The sequence below is a fragment of the Synechococcus sp. BIOS-E4-1 genome (genome assembly GCF_014279995.1).
Classification (GTDB): Bacteria; Cyanobacteriota; Cyanobacteriia; order PCC-6307; family Cyanobiaceae; genus Synechococcus_C.
This window is the reverse complement of sequence record NZ_CP047935.1, coordinates 2,789,522-2,805,879: the sequence shown is the minus strand read 5'-3', so window position 1 is coordinate 2,805,879 and position 16,358 is coordinate 2,789,522. Positions and strand designations below refer to the sequence as shown.

Genomic DNA, 16,358 nt, shown 5'->3' with positions numbered 1-16,358 from the left:
AAGTAGTATTTAGGTGTCAGCTCACCGCGCTCTGCAGGCCTGGCAAGCCTGGAAATAGATCCACCTCAACGGTCACGGGAATGGCGTCGAATCCGAGCAGGGATGCACTGAGGCAGCGTGCCAGCATTGGAGTGATGAGCGGTGCATGGATCTGATGCCCTGCCTGTCCCATTCACTGCCCCCCCCCAGCCCTAGTGCCATGGCCGAGGACACAATCTTTTCCCGCATCCTGCGGGGTGAGATTCCTTGCGACGAGGTCTACAGCGATGAGCATTGCCTCGCCTTTCGCGACATCGCTCCCCAGGCACCAGTTCATGTGCTGGTGATCCCGCGTGAACCGATCCCGAGCCTTCATGACGTCGGCGAGGAGCATGCCGCTCTGCTGGGACATCTGCTGCTGATCGCAGCCAGAGTGGCTAAGCAAGAGGGACTGAAGGACTGGCGAACGGTGATTAACAGTGGTGCTGCTGCAGGCCAGACAGTGTTTCACCTGCATGTGCATGTGATCGGAGGTCGTGCTCTGGATTGGCCCCCCGGTTGATGCAGATTCAGTGAGAATGACCTCATGACAACCACCCCTCGGCGTCCTGCCCAGGGACTGGGCGCGCAGCTGGGCAAGTTGCAGCGTCTGGCCCAGCCCTATTTCCTCCCTGTGGAGGAAACCCGCACCTGGCAGTTCCTGTTGTTGGTTCTCTCACTGCTGCTTGTAGTGATCGGGGTCACGCTGGCGCTGCTCACAGCTGTTGTGGCCCTGAGCAACCAGCTGATTCCGACACTGCAGGAACGCTTTCTTCCCGGTGTCGAAGAGATTGTCCATTCCATCTGGTCGGGCTGGATCGGCCCTGTGGTGTCGGCGTGCGCTCTGGCCGGTGCGGCCTTCTTCATCGCCTTCCGCAGCAAGCTGCGTCAGGGGCGCTGGCTTCCGTGGCTGCTGCTCGGAGTGATTGCTCTGCTGATCCTGGTGATCAACGGCATCAACGTGGGCATCAGTTACATCGCCCGCAACATCGAGAACGCACTGGTTGCCTACGACGAGTCCAGTTTCTGGAACATCGTTGCCATCTATGCGTTCTGTCTGGTGCTGGCGCTGCCGATCCGAGCGGTACAGAGCTATCTGATCCCCAAGGTGGGTCTGATGTGGAGGCGCTGGCTCAGCTCACGTCTGCTGGGTCGCTATCTCTCCAATCGGGCCTATTACGTTCTCAATCCCAATGATGAGAACGCTTCCGATATCGACAATCCGGACCAGCGGATTGCTGACGATACCCGCAGTTTCACGATCACCAGCTTGAGTGTGGTGGTGGAGGTGATCACGGCTCTGCTCACCTTCTTCAGTTTCATTCTTGTGTTGTGGGGCATCAATGGCCGTCTTGCCCAGTTGCTGATCGTGTACTCCGTGGTTGGAACCACCCTGATCGTCTACGCCAGCCGCAAGCTTGTGGCCTTGAATTATCAGCAGCTCAAGCTGGAAGCCGACTTCCGTTACGGCCTAGTCCATATTCGGGACAACGCCGAGTCGATTGCCTTCTACGGCGGCGAAAAGCAAGAGGGAAAGGAGGCGAATCGTCGACTGGACGGCGCTATCACGAACTACAACCGACTGATCATCTGGGAGGCGCTGATCAGTGTGATCCAGCGTTCCTACGACTATTTCTCTCGTTTTCTTCCCTGGCTGGTGATCGCACCCATCTACTTCGCCAAGGAGGTTGATTTCGGTGTTTTTGGACAGGCCAGCATCGCCTTCTCCCAGGTGCTTTTTTCGGTCAGTTACATCGTCAATAACATTGATCGTCTTGCAGCCTTTTCAGCCAGCATCTCCCGTCTGGAGGGCTTCCAGGGCAGAGTTGATGAGATCACCCACAGCAGTGAAGATGATCAACTCAGCAGCCTGCCCAACGTCCAGCAGGTCGAGGCAAATCGGCTGCTGATCAGTCATGTTGATCTGGTGCCACCTCAGAGCGACCGCGTTCTGATCAAGGACCTCAGCATCAGCCTGGAGGCTGGCCAACGGCTCCTGGTGGTAGGTCCTTCCGGCTGCGGCAAGACCTCATTCCTGCGGCTGGCGAGCGGACTCTGGCCGGTCAGTGGTGACGGTCACCTGGAGCGTCCTCCCGCTGGCGACATGCTCTTCATCCCGCAGAAGCCTTACATGCTGCTGGGTTCGCTCCGTGAGCAGCTGGCCTATCCGCTCCAGCCTGATCGCTTTGATGATGATCAGTTCCGTTCCGTTCTCCAGGAAGTGCGGCTGCCTGATCTGGTCAACCGCTATCCCGATTTGGATGTGAAGCAGGACTGGCCGCGACTGTTGTCCCTTGGCGAGCAGCAGCGTCTTGCCTTTGCCCGCTTGCTGCTCAATGCTCCCCACATGCTGGTTCTTGATGAGGCAACCAGCGCTCTCGACGTCTCCACCGAGCGTCACCTGTATGAACTGCTCTGTCGACGCGAAATCTCATTCATCAGCGTCGGTCACAGACCCACCCTGCGTGAATTCCACGACACGGTTCTCGAACTTGACGGCAAGGGAGGATGGCGTTTGCTCCCCGCGGCAGGCTATGAATTCGGCCGCGTCTGATCCCCGATGACTTCCGAGACCGACCCAGCGAAGCAGCCTGAGGCTCTTGCCGACCAGACACCCTCCGCGACAACGCGTGATGTCCCTGCGTTCGGTTGGAGCGGCTATGCGGAGCGTGTCAATGGTCGTTTCGCCATGATCGGCTTTCTTGCGGTGCTGCTTGTGGAAGCGCTCAGCCGCGACACCTTCCTGCACTGGGCTGGTCTGATTCCTTGAGCGGGACCAGCTGCTCAAGGCAGACGGATCAGATCCACGTCCCATCGCCCCTGACGGCTCACCTGCACCGCCAGCAGGCGCCCTGATCCATCCAGGCTGACCTCCCTGGGGACTCCGGCAGGTTCCAGGGGTAAGCGTTGAAGCATTCCCACACCACGGCGGTAGAGCATCAGCTCCGTGCGTCCATCACGGCTGCGGACCAGGGCAATGCGATTGCCATCTGCGCTGACGCTGACACTGATCGGCTGCGCATCCGCCTGATTGATGCCAGGCAGCGGCACAGGCTGACCATTGCGCAAATTCACAAGCTCCACCCGTTCCCGCCCGTTGCGACTGGCGATCGATGCCAACCAGCGGTTGCCCATGGAAGGCCATCGCCTGCTTTCAGCGCTGCGCTGCAGTGCGCTGTTGATGCCCTGCTCAGGACGCAGGCCTGATGGACCACAGCTCATCAGGCAGAGTCCAAACAGCAGTGCCGTGATTCGTGGCCAGTGAACTGTCATGGCTGAGGCTCTGCTGGAGTTGACCTGCGCAGTCCGCCGGGGCGATCCGGTTCCAGCAGGCCGCTGAGATCAAGCAGTTCCACCTGCCAACGACCTCGATCGGCGGTCTGGACTGCCAGCTGACGGCCATCCGGTGCGAGGCTCACTCGGATGGGAGAACGACCTGAGGGAAGGCGAAGCGGATGGGCTCGACCGCTGAGTCGGTCTTCGATCAGAACAAGCCTTCGGTTGCCACGCTGAACAATCACGGCCAGATAGCGACCGTTCCAGCTCAGAGAGGGGGAGCTGTGGGGCTGTTGTCGGTTCAGATGGCGCAGTGGCAGACGACCGCCGCCACGCAGGTCCTTCAACTGCACGGTGGGTCTGCCGCGCTGGTCAACAATCACGGCCAGCTTGCTGCCGTCTCCACTGATAGCGGGCTCCTGCTGCTGCTCAGCCAGAAGGGATCCCGGAGCTCGCTGAGTTATGCCGCTACATCCGACCATCAACAGGCCAACCAGCAGCAGCGCAGGGAAGCGGATCAGTCGTCGAAGCGGGAGCTGTTATCCCGTGGACGCGAACTGCGGGGAGGGGTGCGTCCTGAATCCTGTGGACGCGAGTTGGGCGGGGACTCCTGGCCAGGTTGACGTCGGCTCGGGCTGTAGGCCGCATCTTCAGCAGCCTGGCGGAACGGTGTTCCCTGAGGAATTCCAGGCGGATTTGCCGCTGCGGACCGGTTGATAAAAGGTGAGCGGGACACTCCTCCCTGTGGTTCTTCGCTTGGACGCGAGGAGGTGGTTGAAGGGGACCCAGTGCGTGCAGAAGCAGCGCTGGGTCTGCTGCCGCGTCGCTGATCCTCACGTTGATTGCGGCGATCACCGAAGCTGGGACCAGAGGCTGGGCGATCGTCGTCCCGATTGCCGAAGCGGGCCATGCGGCGGTCCTGCTCACTGTCCTGACTCCAGCTGGAGGGTTCTTCAGGGCGGCCGCGTCGTCGACTGGCGGCTTGTTCAGGAATGGCTGCTCTGGAATTTCGGCGAGGGCGATAGAAGTCGTCGTCCTGACCTTCACTGCGGTCGAATTCCTGTCCTGCAAAGCGGCGTCTCAGCGGCTGAGGTTCGTCGAAGCTGTCGTAGGAGTCGTCATATCCGCCACGCATCCCTGGAGCTTGTCCCCTGGCAGGCGGCTCGTCATCGAAGTAGGCCGAGCGGCGAGCCTGCTCTGCTGAAATTCCTCGCAGGCGGACGCTTTCGTAGGCGAAAAACACCGTTGTGCCGGCCAACAGAAATTGTCCGAACTGCAGAATCGGATCGAGTCTCCAGCCCTGGAAGAAGAGGATTCCGCCGCACAGCAGGCCGATGGCCGCAAAGAAAACGTCGTAATCGCGGGCGAGCGCAGGCTTGAAACTGCGCATGAAATAGAGCATCGCGCCGCCAACGGCCAGCACGATGCCAACGATGCTGGCCCAATTAAGACTGGCGTTAACCACGATCAGGACCTCGAAGTGCGTTCACCGGTTTTTTATGTCCGGGAACAGTTGATTCAAGTTTACGAAGTGCGCCAGGTCCTTCAGAGCTTTCGGTCCACCTGGTCGGTCTGGCTGAAGAGGAACAGAGCAATGGAAGCTGGTACAACCACGATCACGGCACCCGCGACCAGGCTGAGAAGGAAATTGGTGAGGGAGGGAGTCATAGCGATCGGGCCGGAACCAAACCCTGGATGCAAGGCAACAGCGATCTTAGGGATCGTTGGCGACTTTCTACGATGCTGATCCCGTTGCTTTGAGCTTTGTGACGCCGACCCTGCTTCAGGTTCTGCCGACAGTGCATCTGATCCTGGGTCTGCTGCTGGCTGCATGGAGCCTGATGTTTCTGATGCGGATCGTGCTCACTTGGTACCCGAAGGTTGACTCCAAATCAGGGGTCTGGGCTGTGGTGATCTGGCTGACGGAGCCTGTTCTGGCTCTCACTCGCCGTGTTGTGGCACCGATCGGCGGTGTGGATGTCACACCGGTCATCTGGCTTGGCCTGGTCAGCCTCGTGCGTGAGCTGTTGGTCGGCCAGCAGGGTGTGCTCTCACAGATCCTGATGCGTTCCCAAGCCATCGCTTGAATGGCGAGCGTCCGCGCTCGGTTCAGGGGAGCATTTCCTGCTCGACGAATTTTGTATGGACGTCGCCGTTGATGAATTCCGGCCGCTCGATCATCTCCAGATGGAAGTCGACCGTTGTGGGGATTCCAGTGACGGCGCACTCGTTGAGGGCACGCTTCATGCGTGACAACGCATGGGTGCGATCGGTTCCCCAAACAATCAGCTTGCCGATCAGCGAGTCGTAAAAGGGTGGGATGTCATAACCGGTGTACACGTGACTGTCGACGCGCACTCCAGGACCTCCTGGGGGTAGCCAGCCGGTGATCCGTCCCGGTGCGGGACGGAAGTTGTGGCGGGCATCCTCTGCATTGATGCGGCATTCGATCGCATGACCACGCAACTGGATGTCTTTCTGAACAACGCTGATCGGCTCGCCTCCGGCGATGCGCAGTTGCTCAGTGATCAGGTCAACGCCTGTGACCATTTCGGTGACAGGGTGTTCCACCTGAATGCGGGTGTTCATCTCCATGAAATAAAACCCGCCGCTGCGGTCCAGCAGGAACTCGACCGTGCCGGCACCCTCGTAATCGATACTGCGCGCTGCCGCCACTGCCGCTTCGCCCATGCGTCGACGCAGCTCAGGGTCAAGCGCCGGGCTTGGAGCCTCTTCCAGAAGTTTCTGGTGGCGGCGTTGAATCGAGCAGTCGCGTTCGCCGAGGTGAACGACGTTGCCATGGCGATCGGCCAACACCTGCACTTCAACGTGACGCGGGCGGTCGATGAATTTCTCCATATAGAGGCCAGGATTGCCGAATGCCGCTTCGGCCTCTCCCTGTGCCGCCTTGAAGAGAGTATCGAGCTGATCATGGCTCTGGACGAGGCGCATGCCTCGTCCACCCCCACCGGCTGTGGCCTTGATCATGACTGGGTAGCCCATGCTGGCTGCAAGTTCTGCCGCTTCCTTGGTTCCTGAAAGCAGCCCTTCGCTGCCGGGAACGGTGGGAACCCCCACCGATTGCATGGTGGTCTTGGCGGTGGACTTATCACCCATCGAGCGGATCGCGTGCGGCGATGGTCCGACAAAGGTGAGGCCGTGGTCGCGGCACATTTCCGCGAACTTGTCGTTTTCGGCTAGAAATCCGTATCCGGGATGGATGGCGTCAACACCTCTGGAAGTGGCTGCCGCAAGAATGTTGGGAACGTTCAGATAGCTGCGGTTGCTGGGTCCTTCGCCGACGCAAACCGCTTCATCTGCAAGTTGTACGTGCAGGGCGTTGCGATCAACGGTGCTGTAAACCGCCACCGTGGCGATGCCCATCTCCCGGCAGCTTCTCAGGATTCTGAGAGCAATTTCGCCGCGGTTGGCGATCAGCACCTTGCCGATGGGCATCCCGCAGATTCCAGGCCAGGGCGGATCGTATCAGTGTCCGTGCATGGGAGTTGATCCGTTTCCTGCAGGGTCTGCGGGCAGGGCATTAACGGGCACCCCAGCCGGTATGATCGGTCCCCGATGAAGCCCGAGGGGCTGAATCGACCACGCGGATGTGGTGGAATTGGTAGACACGCACGTTTGAGGGGCGTGTGGCTTCGGCCTTGCGAGTTCAAGTCTCGCCATCCGCATTTTTTCCCAAAAGCCGATCCGTTTCGCTTGACGCTCCGATCCACGGATCCAACGCTCTCGGTGGTGTTCGTTTCCAACGGACCCGGCGAGCTGAGTACCTGGGTTCGTCCGCTGGCGGAACAGCTCCACCGGCAATTGCTGCTCAGACCCAGAGCCATGCATTCGCCTCTCAGCCTGAGGCTGGTGCTGGTCCCATGCCCTAATGCCACAGGCATGGAGGCCGAGGCTGCCGGTCGCTGGCAGCAGTTCGATCGCATCATTCCTGCGGCTCAGTTCTGGGGTGTGTTGCTTCATCCGGATCGGTTCTGCCACTGGCCAAACCGAGGAGTGGTGGTCTTTCTCGGTGGCGATCAGTTCTGGAGTGTGTTGCTCTCAGCAAGGCTTGGCTATCGGCACATCACCTATGCCGAATGGGTGGCCCGCTGGCCGCGTTGGAATGACCGCATTGCAGCCATGGCACCAGAGGTTCAGCAGCAGTTGCCGAAGCGCTTTCGTTCGCGTTGCCGTGTTGTTGGCGATCTGATGGCCGACCTGTCCAGCCATGCCAGAGCAAGCGATCCTCTGCCTGAAGGGGAATGGGTGGCGCTGCTGCCGGGATCCAAGCCAGCCAAACTCAGCGTGGGTGTTCCTTTTCTGTTTGAAACCGCCGATCGCTTGAGGGCTCAACGCCCGGGCTGTCGATTCCTTTTGCCCGTTGCGCCCACCACCAGTGCTGAGGACCTTCTCCGTTACCTGGGCCCTGCCAATCGCATCGCGGAGGGTTATGCGGCCGGTGTCAGCGAGGTGCTCCCTCCCGGGGATGGCTGGCCCTGGAGGCGATTGCTGACTGAGGCCGGCACACTGATCCATCTTCAGGAGGACCCGCCTGCCCATGGAGTGCTGAGTCAATGTTCCCTGGCACTCACCACAGTGGGTGCCAACACGGCTGAACTGGGAGCTCTGGGAGTGCCCATGATCGTGCTGGTGCCCACCCAGCATCTGGGTGTGATGCAGGCCTGGGACGGCTGGATGGGACTGTTGGCCCGCTTGCCTGGACTGCGGCGACTGATCGGTCTTCTGCTCAGCGCCTGGAGGATGAGAAACCATGGTCTGCTGGCATGGCCGAATATTTCCGCAGGTCGGATGCTGGTTCCTGAGCGGGTAGGCGCCATCACACCCGAGCAGATCGCAGCCGAAGCATCGGGCTGGTTGCAGCAGCCCGAGCGGCTGCAGGGTCAGCGTGAGGATCTCAGGGCGCTGCGCGGACAGCCGGGAGCGGTGGCGGCTCTGGCTGAAGAGGTGAGGTGCCTGCTGCCAAAGGCTCTTTCCGACTAGCTTTTGATACGCATCCCCGATCAGTGCATGACCATTTCATCAACCTCCGGCGGCGATCGCGTTGAACGCTCCCCTGAGGAGTGGAAGCGGCAACTGACTCCTGAGCAGTTCCAGGTGGCTCGCCGAGGAGGCACTGAACGAGCCTTCACTGGTGCTTACTGGAACCACAAGGGCGACGGCACCTACCACTGCATTTGCTGCGATACCCCATTGTTCAGCTCCAGCACCAAATTTGAATCGGGTACCGGTTGGCCCAGTTTCTGGCAGGGAGTCAGTTCCGGGGCCATCGTCACCAAGGAAGATTTCAGCCATGGAATGGTGCGCAGAGAAATCCTCTGTGCACGCTGCGATTCACATCTGGGACACGTCTTCAGCGATGGACCAGCCCCCACCGGACAGCGCTATTGCGTCAACAGCGCGTCATTGCAGTTCAAGGATGGTGCTCATTCCTGATTGGATTGTTCCTGATCGGACTCTTGCGCTGCCCTGATTGATTCACCAGGGATCTTCAACGGGCTCGCCGGGAGCCCCTTGCGGTCGGTCGTTGTTCCACGTGTCGAGTGGCTTTGGCTCCAGGTCCAGGGGCTGGCGCTCGAATGGCTCAACATCCATCGGTTCCACATCCAGTGGAGCCCCGGGGCGCTCTACAGGCCGCCTTGAAGCCGGGCGGGGACGATCGTCGTAGCGAGGACGTTCCTCATAGCTGGATGAGTCGCGTTCGCCGATGGGGTTTGCATAGCGGGAGGGCTCGGGCTCCCGGTAAGCCCGTTCGTCCTGGTCTTGAGTCCGGTAACGACGATCGTCAAGCTCCGGCTCGCGTCTGGAATAGCGCTCTGGATCCCTGTAGGGCTCGGGTTCATCGATGGGCAGTTCATCGAGGTAGCGGCGTCGGCGCACGTCCTGTTCCCGTGGCTGTTCCAGCTCCACATATTCGAGTTCCGGTTGTTCGGCCTCAAACCGTTCGCTCTGAGAGGCCTCCAGCTGGCGTGGTGCCGTCTCAGCTGGCTGACCAGAGCTGAGCTGGTTTTCGACGGGCACCACGTTCAGGCGGTATCGCTCCCTCTCCTGCTCTTCCCAGCTGGCTCCTCCCACTCCAAGCTTTTCCAGGAATCCACTGTTGAGTTGTTTGAGTTTGTCTTCAGCGCCCTCGTAAACGATGATCCGGTCAGCACCGCTGCTGACAATCTCGTCGACGGGAATCTCCCAGGTGCTCAGCACCCCTTCCCCCAGCAGTGGCACACCCAACGCCCCCATCACCAGAGTGGTCAGTTCACCGGTTTCAATGTCGAACGAGAAGCCCAAGACTCGGCCGAGTTGCTGGCCTGATTCCGTGATGACCTGGCAATTGATGATTCGGCTGTAACGATCAGCGGCAAAGCCTTCGCTCAGGGAGTCGGCTGAGTCGACAAGGATCACGTCCCCCACCTGGCGGATGCGGTCGAGGGGCATCCAGCGCGGCAGGCCTGGCAGGAACCTGGTGAGCGGGTTGTCGCGTAATCCCAGGGCCACCACTTCACGGCGGTCAATGTCCACGACCACTTCACCCACAACGCCCAGGCGTCGTCCGCTATCGCGGGTGATGACCTGCGTACCCATCAGTTCCGACCTCAACCAGAGGCGGTCACTGGGCACGTTCGCCAGGGGGTCATTCGGAGTTGACGACAAGCTCAACCGCGGGCCTCAGCCGGAGGGATTCGTGACATTTTGGCGCAAGGACCCTGCGCTGGCTGTTCAGGCTGCATCAGGAAGGCCCACCACCTGAGTGTGGGCACCGCGCGCCTGGGTGACGCCAATGGTCCGTGTGGAGGCTCCGATCATGGGGCGGCGGTGGCTCACCACCAGGAATTGAGCCTGTTCGGCCTGGCGGGCAATCAGGGCCGCCAGGCGTTCCACATTGACGCCGTCCAGGAAGCTGTCGACCTCATCGAGGGCATAGAACGGTGATGGACGGAAGCGCTGCAGAGCGAACAGAAAGCTGAGAGCGGTGAGCGACTTCTCTCCACCGGACATCGCCGCCAGACGTCTGACGGCCTTGCCCTTGGGATGGGCCACGAGTGTGAGGCCACCCTCGAGAGGGTCATCCGGATTGTCGAGCTGAAGCTTGCCATCGCCATCAGAAAGGCTGGCGAAGATTTCGCGGAAATGGCTGTCGACTGCTTCAAAGGCTTCCATGAAGGCTTCCTGGCGCAGCGTGGCCACGGTTTCAATCCTCAGCAGCAGTTCTTCCCGCTCCTGGCTGAGCACATCCAGCCGTTCCCCGAGGTCGCCGAGGCGTTGTTCGAGTTCTTCCAGCTCCTCCAGGGCAAGCATGTTGACCGGTTCCAGGGCTTCCATACGCAACTGCAATTGCTGCAGGCGTTCCTGAAGGCTTTCCAGGCCACTTTCGCGCAGCTCGTCGGCAATCTCCGGCAGTGGATCAGGCAGCGTCGTCCGCAGCTCCTCCAATCGGAGTCCGCCGTTGCGCAGTTGCTCTTCGAGTGAGGTTCGCTCCTCGCGAAGGCGCTCCAGTTCCCAACGGGCCTGCTGCAGTGCCTGCCTCTGCTCAGCGACGGCAGCCTCGGCTTCATCTCTGGCGCGTCGTTCTTCCCCGAAGCGCGTTTGCAGTTCCTGTTGCTGAGTTTCCAGTGCATTCCTGCGGGTCTTCAACGCCTGTTGCTGTTCACGCCAGCGGCCATGTGCTTCTGAGAGGGCCTGAACCGCCTGCTGAAGCGACGTTTCCTCTCGCTCAATGGCCTGCTGCTGATCTCCGAGTCTCTGTTGGGACAGCTGTCGGTCGCGTTCCTGCTGCAGCAGTGCATCGCGTTGCTGCCGTGCGGCCTCAAGGCCAGAATCCACCCGCTCCAGGTTCTGCTGCAGCGCTTGCCAGCCCTCGGCATCACCATTGGCTTCGAGGCTGGATTCCTGGGAATTGAGCTGATTGAGTTCCGTTTGCAGCGGGCTCAGGCTCGTCTCCAGCTGATCAAGCCTGAGACGGTGTTTCTGCTGGGCCTGCTGCAGCTCGCTGAGTTTGCGCTGACGCTGCTGCACGCGTTCGAGCAGTGGACCATGGGAGCGCTTGGCGGCCTGGCGTTCTGCTTCCAGAGCTGCCTGGCGCTGCTCCAGTTGGCGCAGTACTGGCCGCTGCTGATCCACGGCATCCACCAGCCTCTGTTCTTCCCGTCGACAGGCGGCCAGGCTCTCTCCCAGTTCCAGCAGTCGCTGACGCAGTGGGGCCGCTTCATCGCCATCACTGCTGGCACCAAAGCTCAGCCCGCCTCCTCGCTGCGAGAAGCTACCGCCTGTCATGGCTCCACTTTTTTCAAGCAGCTCACCCTCGAGGGTGACGGCCCGCGAGCGACCGAGGAATTGTCTGGCACTGCCCAGATCGCTGAACACCTGCGTGTCACCGAAGACATAGGCGAACACGTCTGCATAGATCGCTTCGTAGCGGATCAGGTCGACAGCGCGTCCGACCAGGCCGCCCCCCTCGCCCGCCTGGGGTCGGCGCCCACGAGCTATTGCAGCCACAGCCCCCCCGCCAGGAGCTCGGATCTTGTTGAGCGGCAGGAAGGTGAGTCGACCGGCGCGGCGACTTTTCAGAAGATCAATCGCACGAGCCGCGATGCGGTCATCGTCAACCACCACCTGAGCCATTCTTGCGCCGGCAGCCACTTCCAGAGCCAGGCGATGGCGTTCATCAACCTCACCAAGCTGCGCAACATGGCCATGGATCCCTTCCAGGCCCGATTCGAGCAGCAGCCTCAGTGCACCTGTGCCCCTGCTTTCCTGAAGAGCTTCCCGGCGGCTGTCGTGGCGGGCAATGTCGCGCTCGAGCCGCGTCTGTTCCTGTTCGAGCCTGGAACGGGTTCGCTGCTGAATGGCAACCGACTCCAGCAGTTGCTGAAGTTGCTCTCTGCCACAGCGGATCGACTCCAGCAGCGTCTGCCACTCGCTCTCGAGTTGCTCCAGCAGGGACTGGACCCGCTGATCTTCCGCTCCGTCCTGGTCCCGTTCCTGCTCCAGATCCAGCTGTCGTTCTTCGTCCTGCCGGAGTCGTTCCAGCAGCTGTTGACGTTCCTCCTGAAGCGGTATGACGCGAGCTTGAAGGTTCTGACGTTGGCCGGAGCGCTGCTTCTGCTCTTCGAGCCAGGTGCCTGAGCGTCCTGCCACTTCTCCCAGCCGCCGCCGGGAGAGCTCCACTGCGGCTTCGGCATCTCTGCAGTCCTGCTCGGCTTTCTCCAGCAATCCGTTGTTGGTGTTCAGGCGCAAATCTTCCGTTTCAGCCAGAAGCTGGCCGCGACGGGCTTGCAGCTGATGGCGCAGTCCCTGAAGACGTTCAGCCTCCTGTTGATGCTGGCCTGCCTGCCGCTCCAGTTCGCGGCTCTGTGGATCCAGCCCGGCCAGTTCTGCCTGCACACTCAGCAGCTGGTCCTCACCGAGGGCCTTGACGCTCTCCTGAAGGGTCTGCAGCCGCTTCGCCGCATCCTGAAGGCTGATGTCACGATGCTCGATCGACCGGGCATCACTCTCCTCCTTGGTGATCAGCTGTTCCTGGCGCTGCTGAAGGCGTCGACGTTCGGCTTGAGCCGCTTCGAAGGCCAACACCAGCTCCTGTCGCCGCCCGAGCTGCAGCTGCTCTTTGAGTTCCTGATAGGCCCTGGCTTTGGCACAGTCTTTTTCAAGTCGCTGCCGAGCCGTCAGCAGTTCCTGCTCAACGATGCGGCAGCGCTCCTGGCGCTCCTGAACCTCATCGAGTTTGCGCCGGGTCTGTTCAATGCGGGTGTCAAAAAGTGCCACACCGGCCAGCTCATCGATCAGGCCGCGACGATCGCGGTTGCTCATCGAAACGATGCGGGTCACGTCCCCCTGCATCACCACGTTGCTGCCCTCAGGGTCGATGCGAAGTCGGCGCAGCTGGGTTTGCAATTGCTGGAGATTGCATGGGACCCCGTCGGCGCTGTAGCTGCTGCTGTAGGAGCCTCCTGGCATCACCCGCAACTTGCGTGTGACGGTCCATTCCGTTTGATCAGAGCGGATCCATGGCCCCTCCTCAGGGGGCTCCAGTCCTTCCTCAGCGGCGTCAGGTTGCCATTCGGACAGGTCGAAACGAACACTCACCGTGGTTTCGGCTGACTTGCCGGCCTTGAGCACATTGCTGTTGACCAGATCGGGCAGGCGATCAGCACGCATGCCTTTGCTGTTGGCTAAGCCAAGACAGAACAACACTCCATCGAGAATGTTGCTCTTGCCGGATCCGTTCGGCCCGGTCACCACAGTGAAACCGGGTTCGAGGGGGATGCTCATCGCCCCCCCGAAGGACTTGAACTGTGTCAGCCCGACCTGATTGATGTGTACCAACAGGGGCCACGGCTGTCAGCCGTCTGAAATTAGCGGAGCCTTGAAAAAGCTCAAGTGCTGTTTGTAGTGCCCTGGTCAAAGGGAGTGCGCATGCGGCACTGATCTGCTGTGATTTCCAGAACAACCGGCTCGCTAAGGCCGATGACGGCCATCCCTTCCAGCTCCACCTGGATGGGCTGATTGGCATCGGCGGGCAGACCGCTTCGCATTTTGCCCGCCACGACTCGTCGCGCCCAACCCCTGTTGCCGGACACGGAGGCTGCCTTCCGGTCCAGCCACACCAGTCGGTGGGGAGGCAATGGCGTGGCCCTCACCGCGGGACCGTTCAAACGCGGAATCGCTTGCAGACGCCAGCTGCGGCAGCTGTCTCCGTCCTCAAGCAACAGGTCGAGGTGGCAGCCGCCCGGGTCATCCGGGGCCCCTAAATGCTCCAACAAGGCGTAGCGCAACTGATGCCCCACCAATGCCAATGGGTTTCATCTCAGAGTTACCACCCTTACCCTGCGGTTGGCCGTCAGGATCGCCATGGAATCAGCTCCTTCATCAGCCGATGCGCCTGCGGATTCACAGGATCTGGCCTACCGCTTTCGGGATCGCTTTGAGAGTCTCTTGCCAGAGATCCAAAAGCGCTGGCCTGAAGTCACCCATCAAGCCCTTGAAGCCACCCGTGGCAGTTTCGATGAGGTGGTTCATCTGATTTCTGCCCAGAGCGACCGGGCTGCGAGCCTCGTCACTGTCCAGCTTGAGGAGTTGCTGCATCAGGCCGGAGATCGCACCCGCAACCTCGCTGACAACCTTGATCCGCTGGAGGAGCAGCTTGAGCATCTGCTCGATGAGCTCAACCGCACTCTCAGGCCGAAGCTTGAGAAACCGGTGCGCGACAGACCCCTGATGTCACTGGCGGTTGCTGCTGGTGTAGGGATTCTGGTGGGTGCTCTACTGACCGGTGGACGGAGATCCTCATGAGTGAACTGCCCCGTTCCGAGCAATCGCGCTCCAGAGGACTTGGAGCTGCCGCCCGGGTCACGGCACTTGCGGGCTCGGTGATGGACCTGCATGTCCGTATTGCCTTGCAGGAGGTGGATCGCGAGAAACGGCGCCTGATCAGTGGTGGTGTGTTTCTGGCCATGGGTGGCACCTTGATGCTGATGGCTCTCGTGGCAGGAGAAGCCGCCTTGCTGGTGTGGATGATGGAGTCCTGGGGGTGGTCGTTGATTCAATCGCTGCTGGCGATGGTGATTCTCAATCTTGTGGTGGCCGGATTCAGCCTGCGGATTGGCGGTCAGCTCGCCAAAGGACCGTATCTGCCTCAGACACTCGATGGTCTGCTGCGCACCACGCGGGCTGTCCTGGGCAAATGAATCGCCTGCGTTCAGTTCCCCTGGGGGATGGGATCCGCTGAGCGCCTGTTCAACTCGTAATGCAGCCAACGGCAATCCAATCCACCGTTGCTCACAGGGATTCTTCGCTTTGCCTTGAGACGCAGAGCTGCGGTTAATTCTCGATTGCCACTGAGCAGCCACAGATCCCAGCCTCCATAGTCTTTTTTCAGGACTGCTCCCAGCTCTCGATAGAGCTCTTGAAGTTCAGAGCTGTCGCCCAGTCGCACGCCATAGGGCGGATTGCACACCACGACACCGTGGTCCTTCTCCGGAGCCGGAGCATCTCTGAAATCGGCTTGAACGATTTCGATCACCTCCTCCAGGCCTGCTGCGCTGATGTTGTCGCGTGCCTGCTGGGCAATCTTTGCGTTCTGCTCATAGCCCAGGATTCGTGGAGCTTTGTTCGTGGGCTGCTGCCGTTTCCGGGCTCTTCGCTGTTCTGCATCCCACAGATCCCCTTCGAAATCCGCCCATGACTCGAGCAGGAAGCGGCGATGCAGAGCGGGGAATCGCTGCAGTGCCATCGCTGCGGCCTCAATCAGCAGCGTTCCCGAGCCGCAGCAGGGATCGGTCAGTGGGGTGCTTCCGTTCCAGCCTGTCAGCCTGATCAGTCCTGCGGCCAGGTTCTCCTTGAGCGGAGCCACACCCACGGCGGCTCGGTATCCTCTGCGGTGCAGGCTGCCACCGCTGCCGTCCAGGCTCAGGATCGCCTCACCTCGATGCAGGTGAACATGCAGGCAGAGATCGGGTTCGTTCAGATCGATGGATGACCGTTGTCCCCAGAGATCACGTTGACGATCAATCAACGCATTTTTCACCTGAAGCGCGGTGTAGTGGCTGTGATTGAGTCCGGGGGCTGTGCCGGTCACATCCACGCGGAAGCTCATCGATGGATGAAGCCAGCGTTCCCAGTCGAGGGCCTGTTGAACGCCGTCGTACAGAGAATCGCGACCATCGCAGTGGAAGCGTGCCATCTCCCGCAGCAACCTGAAGGGCAGCCGGCACTGCAGGTGAAGCCTGTAGAAACAGGCCATGTCGGATGCGAACGATGCAGCACGTCGTCGTGGTGTGATCTGTTTGGCCCCGAGTGCCTGCAATTCCTTGCTGCCGATGTCCTCGAGCCCCTGGGGCAACACGGCGACGCCCTGGATCGGCAGCGACGCATGTCGGGACTCACTCCCCAAGATTCTCTGCTCCACTTCACCACTGCTGTCAGAATGACAACGTCCGGTCTCGACCGGACTAGGTGATCCACACCAGTGTTTCGGACAGCGGTTCGATTCCGCTCAGCTCCATTCCCTCTTTTCGGGGCTGCAATGGTTTCGACGGGGCATGAGGAGGGTG

18 protein-coding genes and 1 tRNA gene are annotated in these 16,358 nt (G+C 60.7%); 9 read left to right on the top strand and 10 right to left on the bottom strand.

Annotated elements, in window-relative coordinates; all coding sequences use genetic code 11:
* Positions 1 to 16 precede the first annotated feature (16 nt).
* Entirely contained in the window at positions 17 to 172 is a 156-nt protein-coding gene (locus SynBIOSE41_RS15400) for a hypothetical protein (RefSeq protein WP_186538758.1), read from the bottom strand.
* A 27-nt stretch (positions 173 to 199) separates the two neighbouring features.
* Between SynBIOSE41_RS15400 and SynBIOSE41_RS15395 the strand changes: the two genes are divergently transcribed.
* From SynBIOSE41_RS15395 to SynBIOSE41_RS15385, 3 genes are read left to right on the top strand one after another with little or no spacing between them, the layout of a single operon-like run.
* Entirely contained in the window at positions 200 to 541 is a 342-nt protein-coding gene (locus tag SynBIOSE41_RS15395; protein WP_186538756.1) for a histidine triad nucleotide-binding protein, read from the top strand.
* Positions 542 to 565: 24 nt separating this feature from the next.
* Complete coding sequence (locus tag SynBIOSE41_RS15390) at positions 566 to 2,572, top strand: ABC transporter ATP-binding protein/permease (RefSeq protein WP_186538754.1); 2,007 nt, start codon at positions 566 to 568, stop codon at positions 2,570 to 2,572.
* Between the two features lie 6 nt (positions 2,573 to 2,578).
* Positions 2,579 to 2,788, top strand: coding sequence for a chlorophyll a/b-binding protein (locus tag SynBIOSE41_RS15385; RefSeq protein WP_186538753.1), 210 nt, complete (start codon positions 2,579 to 2,581; stop codon positions 2,786 to 2,788).
* Between the two features lie 14 nt (positions 2,789 to 2,802).
* On the opposite strand, the gene SynBIOSE41_RS15380 is transcribed toward SynBIOSE41_RS15385, so the two are convergent.
* From SynBIOSE41_RS15380 to psbX, 4 genes are all read right to left on the bottom strand, one after another.
* Positions 2,803 to 3,240 carry a TolB family protein gene (locus SynBIOSE41_RS15380; RefSeq protein WP_370594244.1) on the bottom strand — a complete coding sequence of 146 codons (438 nt, stop codon included), beginning with the start codon at positions 3,238 to 3,240 and terminating at the stop codon, positions 2,803 to 2,805.
* 47 nt (positions 3,241 to 3,287) lie between these two features.
* Positions 3,288 to 3,776, bottom strand: a complete 489-nt coding sequence (locus SynBIOSE41_RS15375) for a Tol biopolymer transporter periplasmic protein (RefSeq protein WP_186538749.1) — start codon at positions 3,774 to 3,776, stop codon at positions 3,288 to 3,290.
* A gap of 35 nt (positions 3,777 to 3,811) precedes the next feature.
* Positions 3,812 to 4,759 (bottom strand): Ycf66 family protein, encoded by a 948-nt coding sequence (locus SynBIOSE41_RS15370; protein ID WP_186538747.1) that lies wholly within the window; start codon positions 4,757 to 4,759, stop codon positions 3,812 to 3,814.
* A gap of 80 nt (positions 4,760 to 4,839) precedes the next feature.
* Positions 4,840 to 4,962 (bottom strand): photosystem II reaction center X protein, encoded by a 123-nt coding sequence (gene psbX, locus SynBIOSE41_RS15365; protein ID WP_066910860.1) that lies wholly within the window; start codon positions 4,960 to 4,962, stop codon positions 4,840 to 4,842.
* 89 nt (positions 4,963 to 5,051) lie between these two features.
* On the opposite strand from psbX, the gene SynBIOSE41_RS15360 reads away from it, so the two are divergent.
* A complete protein-coding gene (locus SynBIOSE41_RS15360; protein WP_074159371.1) occupies positions 5,052 to 5,381 on the top strand; it encodes a YggT family protein in 330 nt (109 codons plus the stop codon).
* Between the two features lie 22 nt (positions 5,382 to 5,403).
* Here SynBIOSE41_RS15360 and accC read toward each other — a convergent pair whose 3' ends face one another.
* On the bottom strand, positions 5,404 to 6,750 hold the full coding sequence (gene accC / locus SynBIOSE41_RS15355; RefSeq protein ID WP_066910857.1) for an acetyl-CoA carboxylase biotin carboxylase subunit: 1,347 nt from the start codon (positions 6,748 to 6,750) through the stop codon (positions 5,404 to 5,406).
* A 148-nt stretch (positions 6,751 to 6,898) separates the two neighbouring features.
* Here accC and SynBIOSE41_RS15350 point away from each other — a divergent pair.
* The 3 genes from SynBIOSE41_RS15350 to msrB all read left to right on the top strand — a co-directional run bounded on the left by SynBIOSE41_RS15350 (position 6,899) and on the right by msrB (position 8,748).
* Positions 6,899 to 6,980: transfer RNA gene (locus SynBIOSE41_RS15350), tRNA-Leu, on the top strand.
* 28 nt (positions 6,981 to 7,008) lie between these two features.
* Positions 7,009 to 8,295, top strand: a complete 1,287-nt coding sequence (locus SynBIOSE41_RS15345) for a glycosyl transferase (RefSeq protein ID WP_186538746.1) — start codon at positions 7,009 to 7,011, stop codon at positions 8,293 to 8,295.
* A gap of 27 nt (positions 8,296 to 8,322) precedes the next feature.
* Positions 8,323 to 8,748, top strand: coding sequence for a peptide-methionine (R)-S-oxide reductase MsrB (msrB, locus tag SynBIOSE41_RS15340; protein ID WP_186538744.1), 426 nt, complete (start codon positions 8,323 to 8,325; stop codon positions 8,746 to 8,748).
* 42 nt (positions 8,749 to 8,790) lie between these two features.
* Here msrB and SynBIOSE41_RS15335 read toward each other — a convergent pair whose 3' ends face one another.
* The 3 genes from SynBIOSE41_RS15335 to SynBIOSE41_RS15325 form a co-directional block, all read right to left on the bottom strand.
* The gene (locus tag SynBIOSE41_RS15335; protein WP_186538742.1) at positions 8,791 to 9,966 is read right to left on the bottom strand and encodes a PRC-barrel domain-containing protein; all 1,176 of its coding nucleotides are present in this window, start codon (positions 9,964 to 9,966) and stop codon (positions 8,791 to 8,793) included.
* A 60-nt stretch (positions 9,967 to 10,026) separates the two neighbouring features.
* Positions 10,027 to 13,578, bottom strand: a complete 3,552-nt coding sequence (gene smc, locus SynBIOSE41_RS15330) for a chromosome segregation protein SMC (RefSeq protein WP_370594141.1) — start codon at positions 13,576 to 13,578, stop codon at positions 10,027 to 10,029.
* A gap of 104 nt (positions 13,579 to 13,682) precedes the next feature.
* Entirely contained in the window at positions 13,683 to 14,093 is a 411-nt protein-coding gene (locus tag SynBIOSE41_RS15325) for a hypothetical protein (protein WP_255475825.1), read from the bottom strand.
* Positions 14,094 to 14,157: 64 nt separating this feature from the next.
* Between SynBIOSE41_RS15325 and SynBIOSE41_RS15320 the strand changes: the two genes are divergently transcribed.
* Positions 14,158 to 14,598: a hypothetical protein gene (locus SynBIOSE41_RS15320; RefSeq protein WP_186538739.1), complete on the top strand. Its 441-nt coding sequence runs from the start codon at positions 14,158 to 14,160 to the stop codon at positions 14,596 to 14,598.
* A complete protein-coding gene (locus tag SynBIOSE41_RS15315) occupies positions 14,595 to 14,993 on the top strand; it encodes a phage holin family protein (RefSeq protein WP_186538737.1) in 399 nt (132 codons plus the stop codon). Before SynBIOSE41_RS15320 ends, SynBIOSE41_RS15315 begins: the two co-directional genes overlap by 4 nt.
* Positions 14,994 to 15,004: 11 nt before the next feature.
* Here SynBIOSE41_RS15315 and SynBIOSE41_RS15310 read toward each other — a convergent pair whose 3' ends face one another.
* Complete coding sequence (locus tag SynBIOSE41_RS15310) at positions 15,005 to 16,198, bottom strand: class I SAM-dependent RNA methyltransferase (RefSeq protein ID WP_255475824.1); 1,194 nt, start codon at positions 16,196 to 16,198, stop codon at positions 15,005 to 15,007.
* Positions 16,199 to 16,358: the final 160 nt, after the last annotated feature.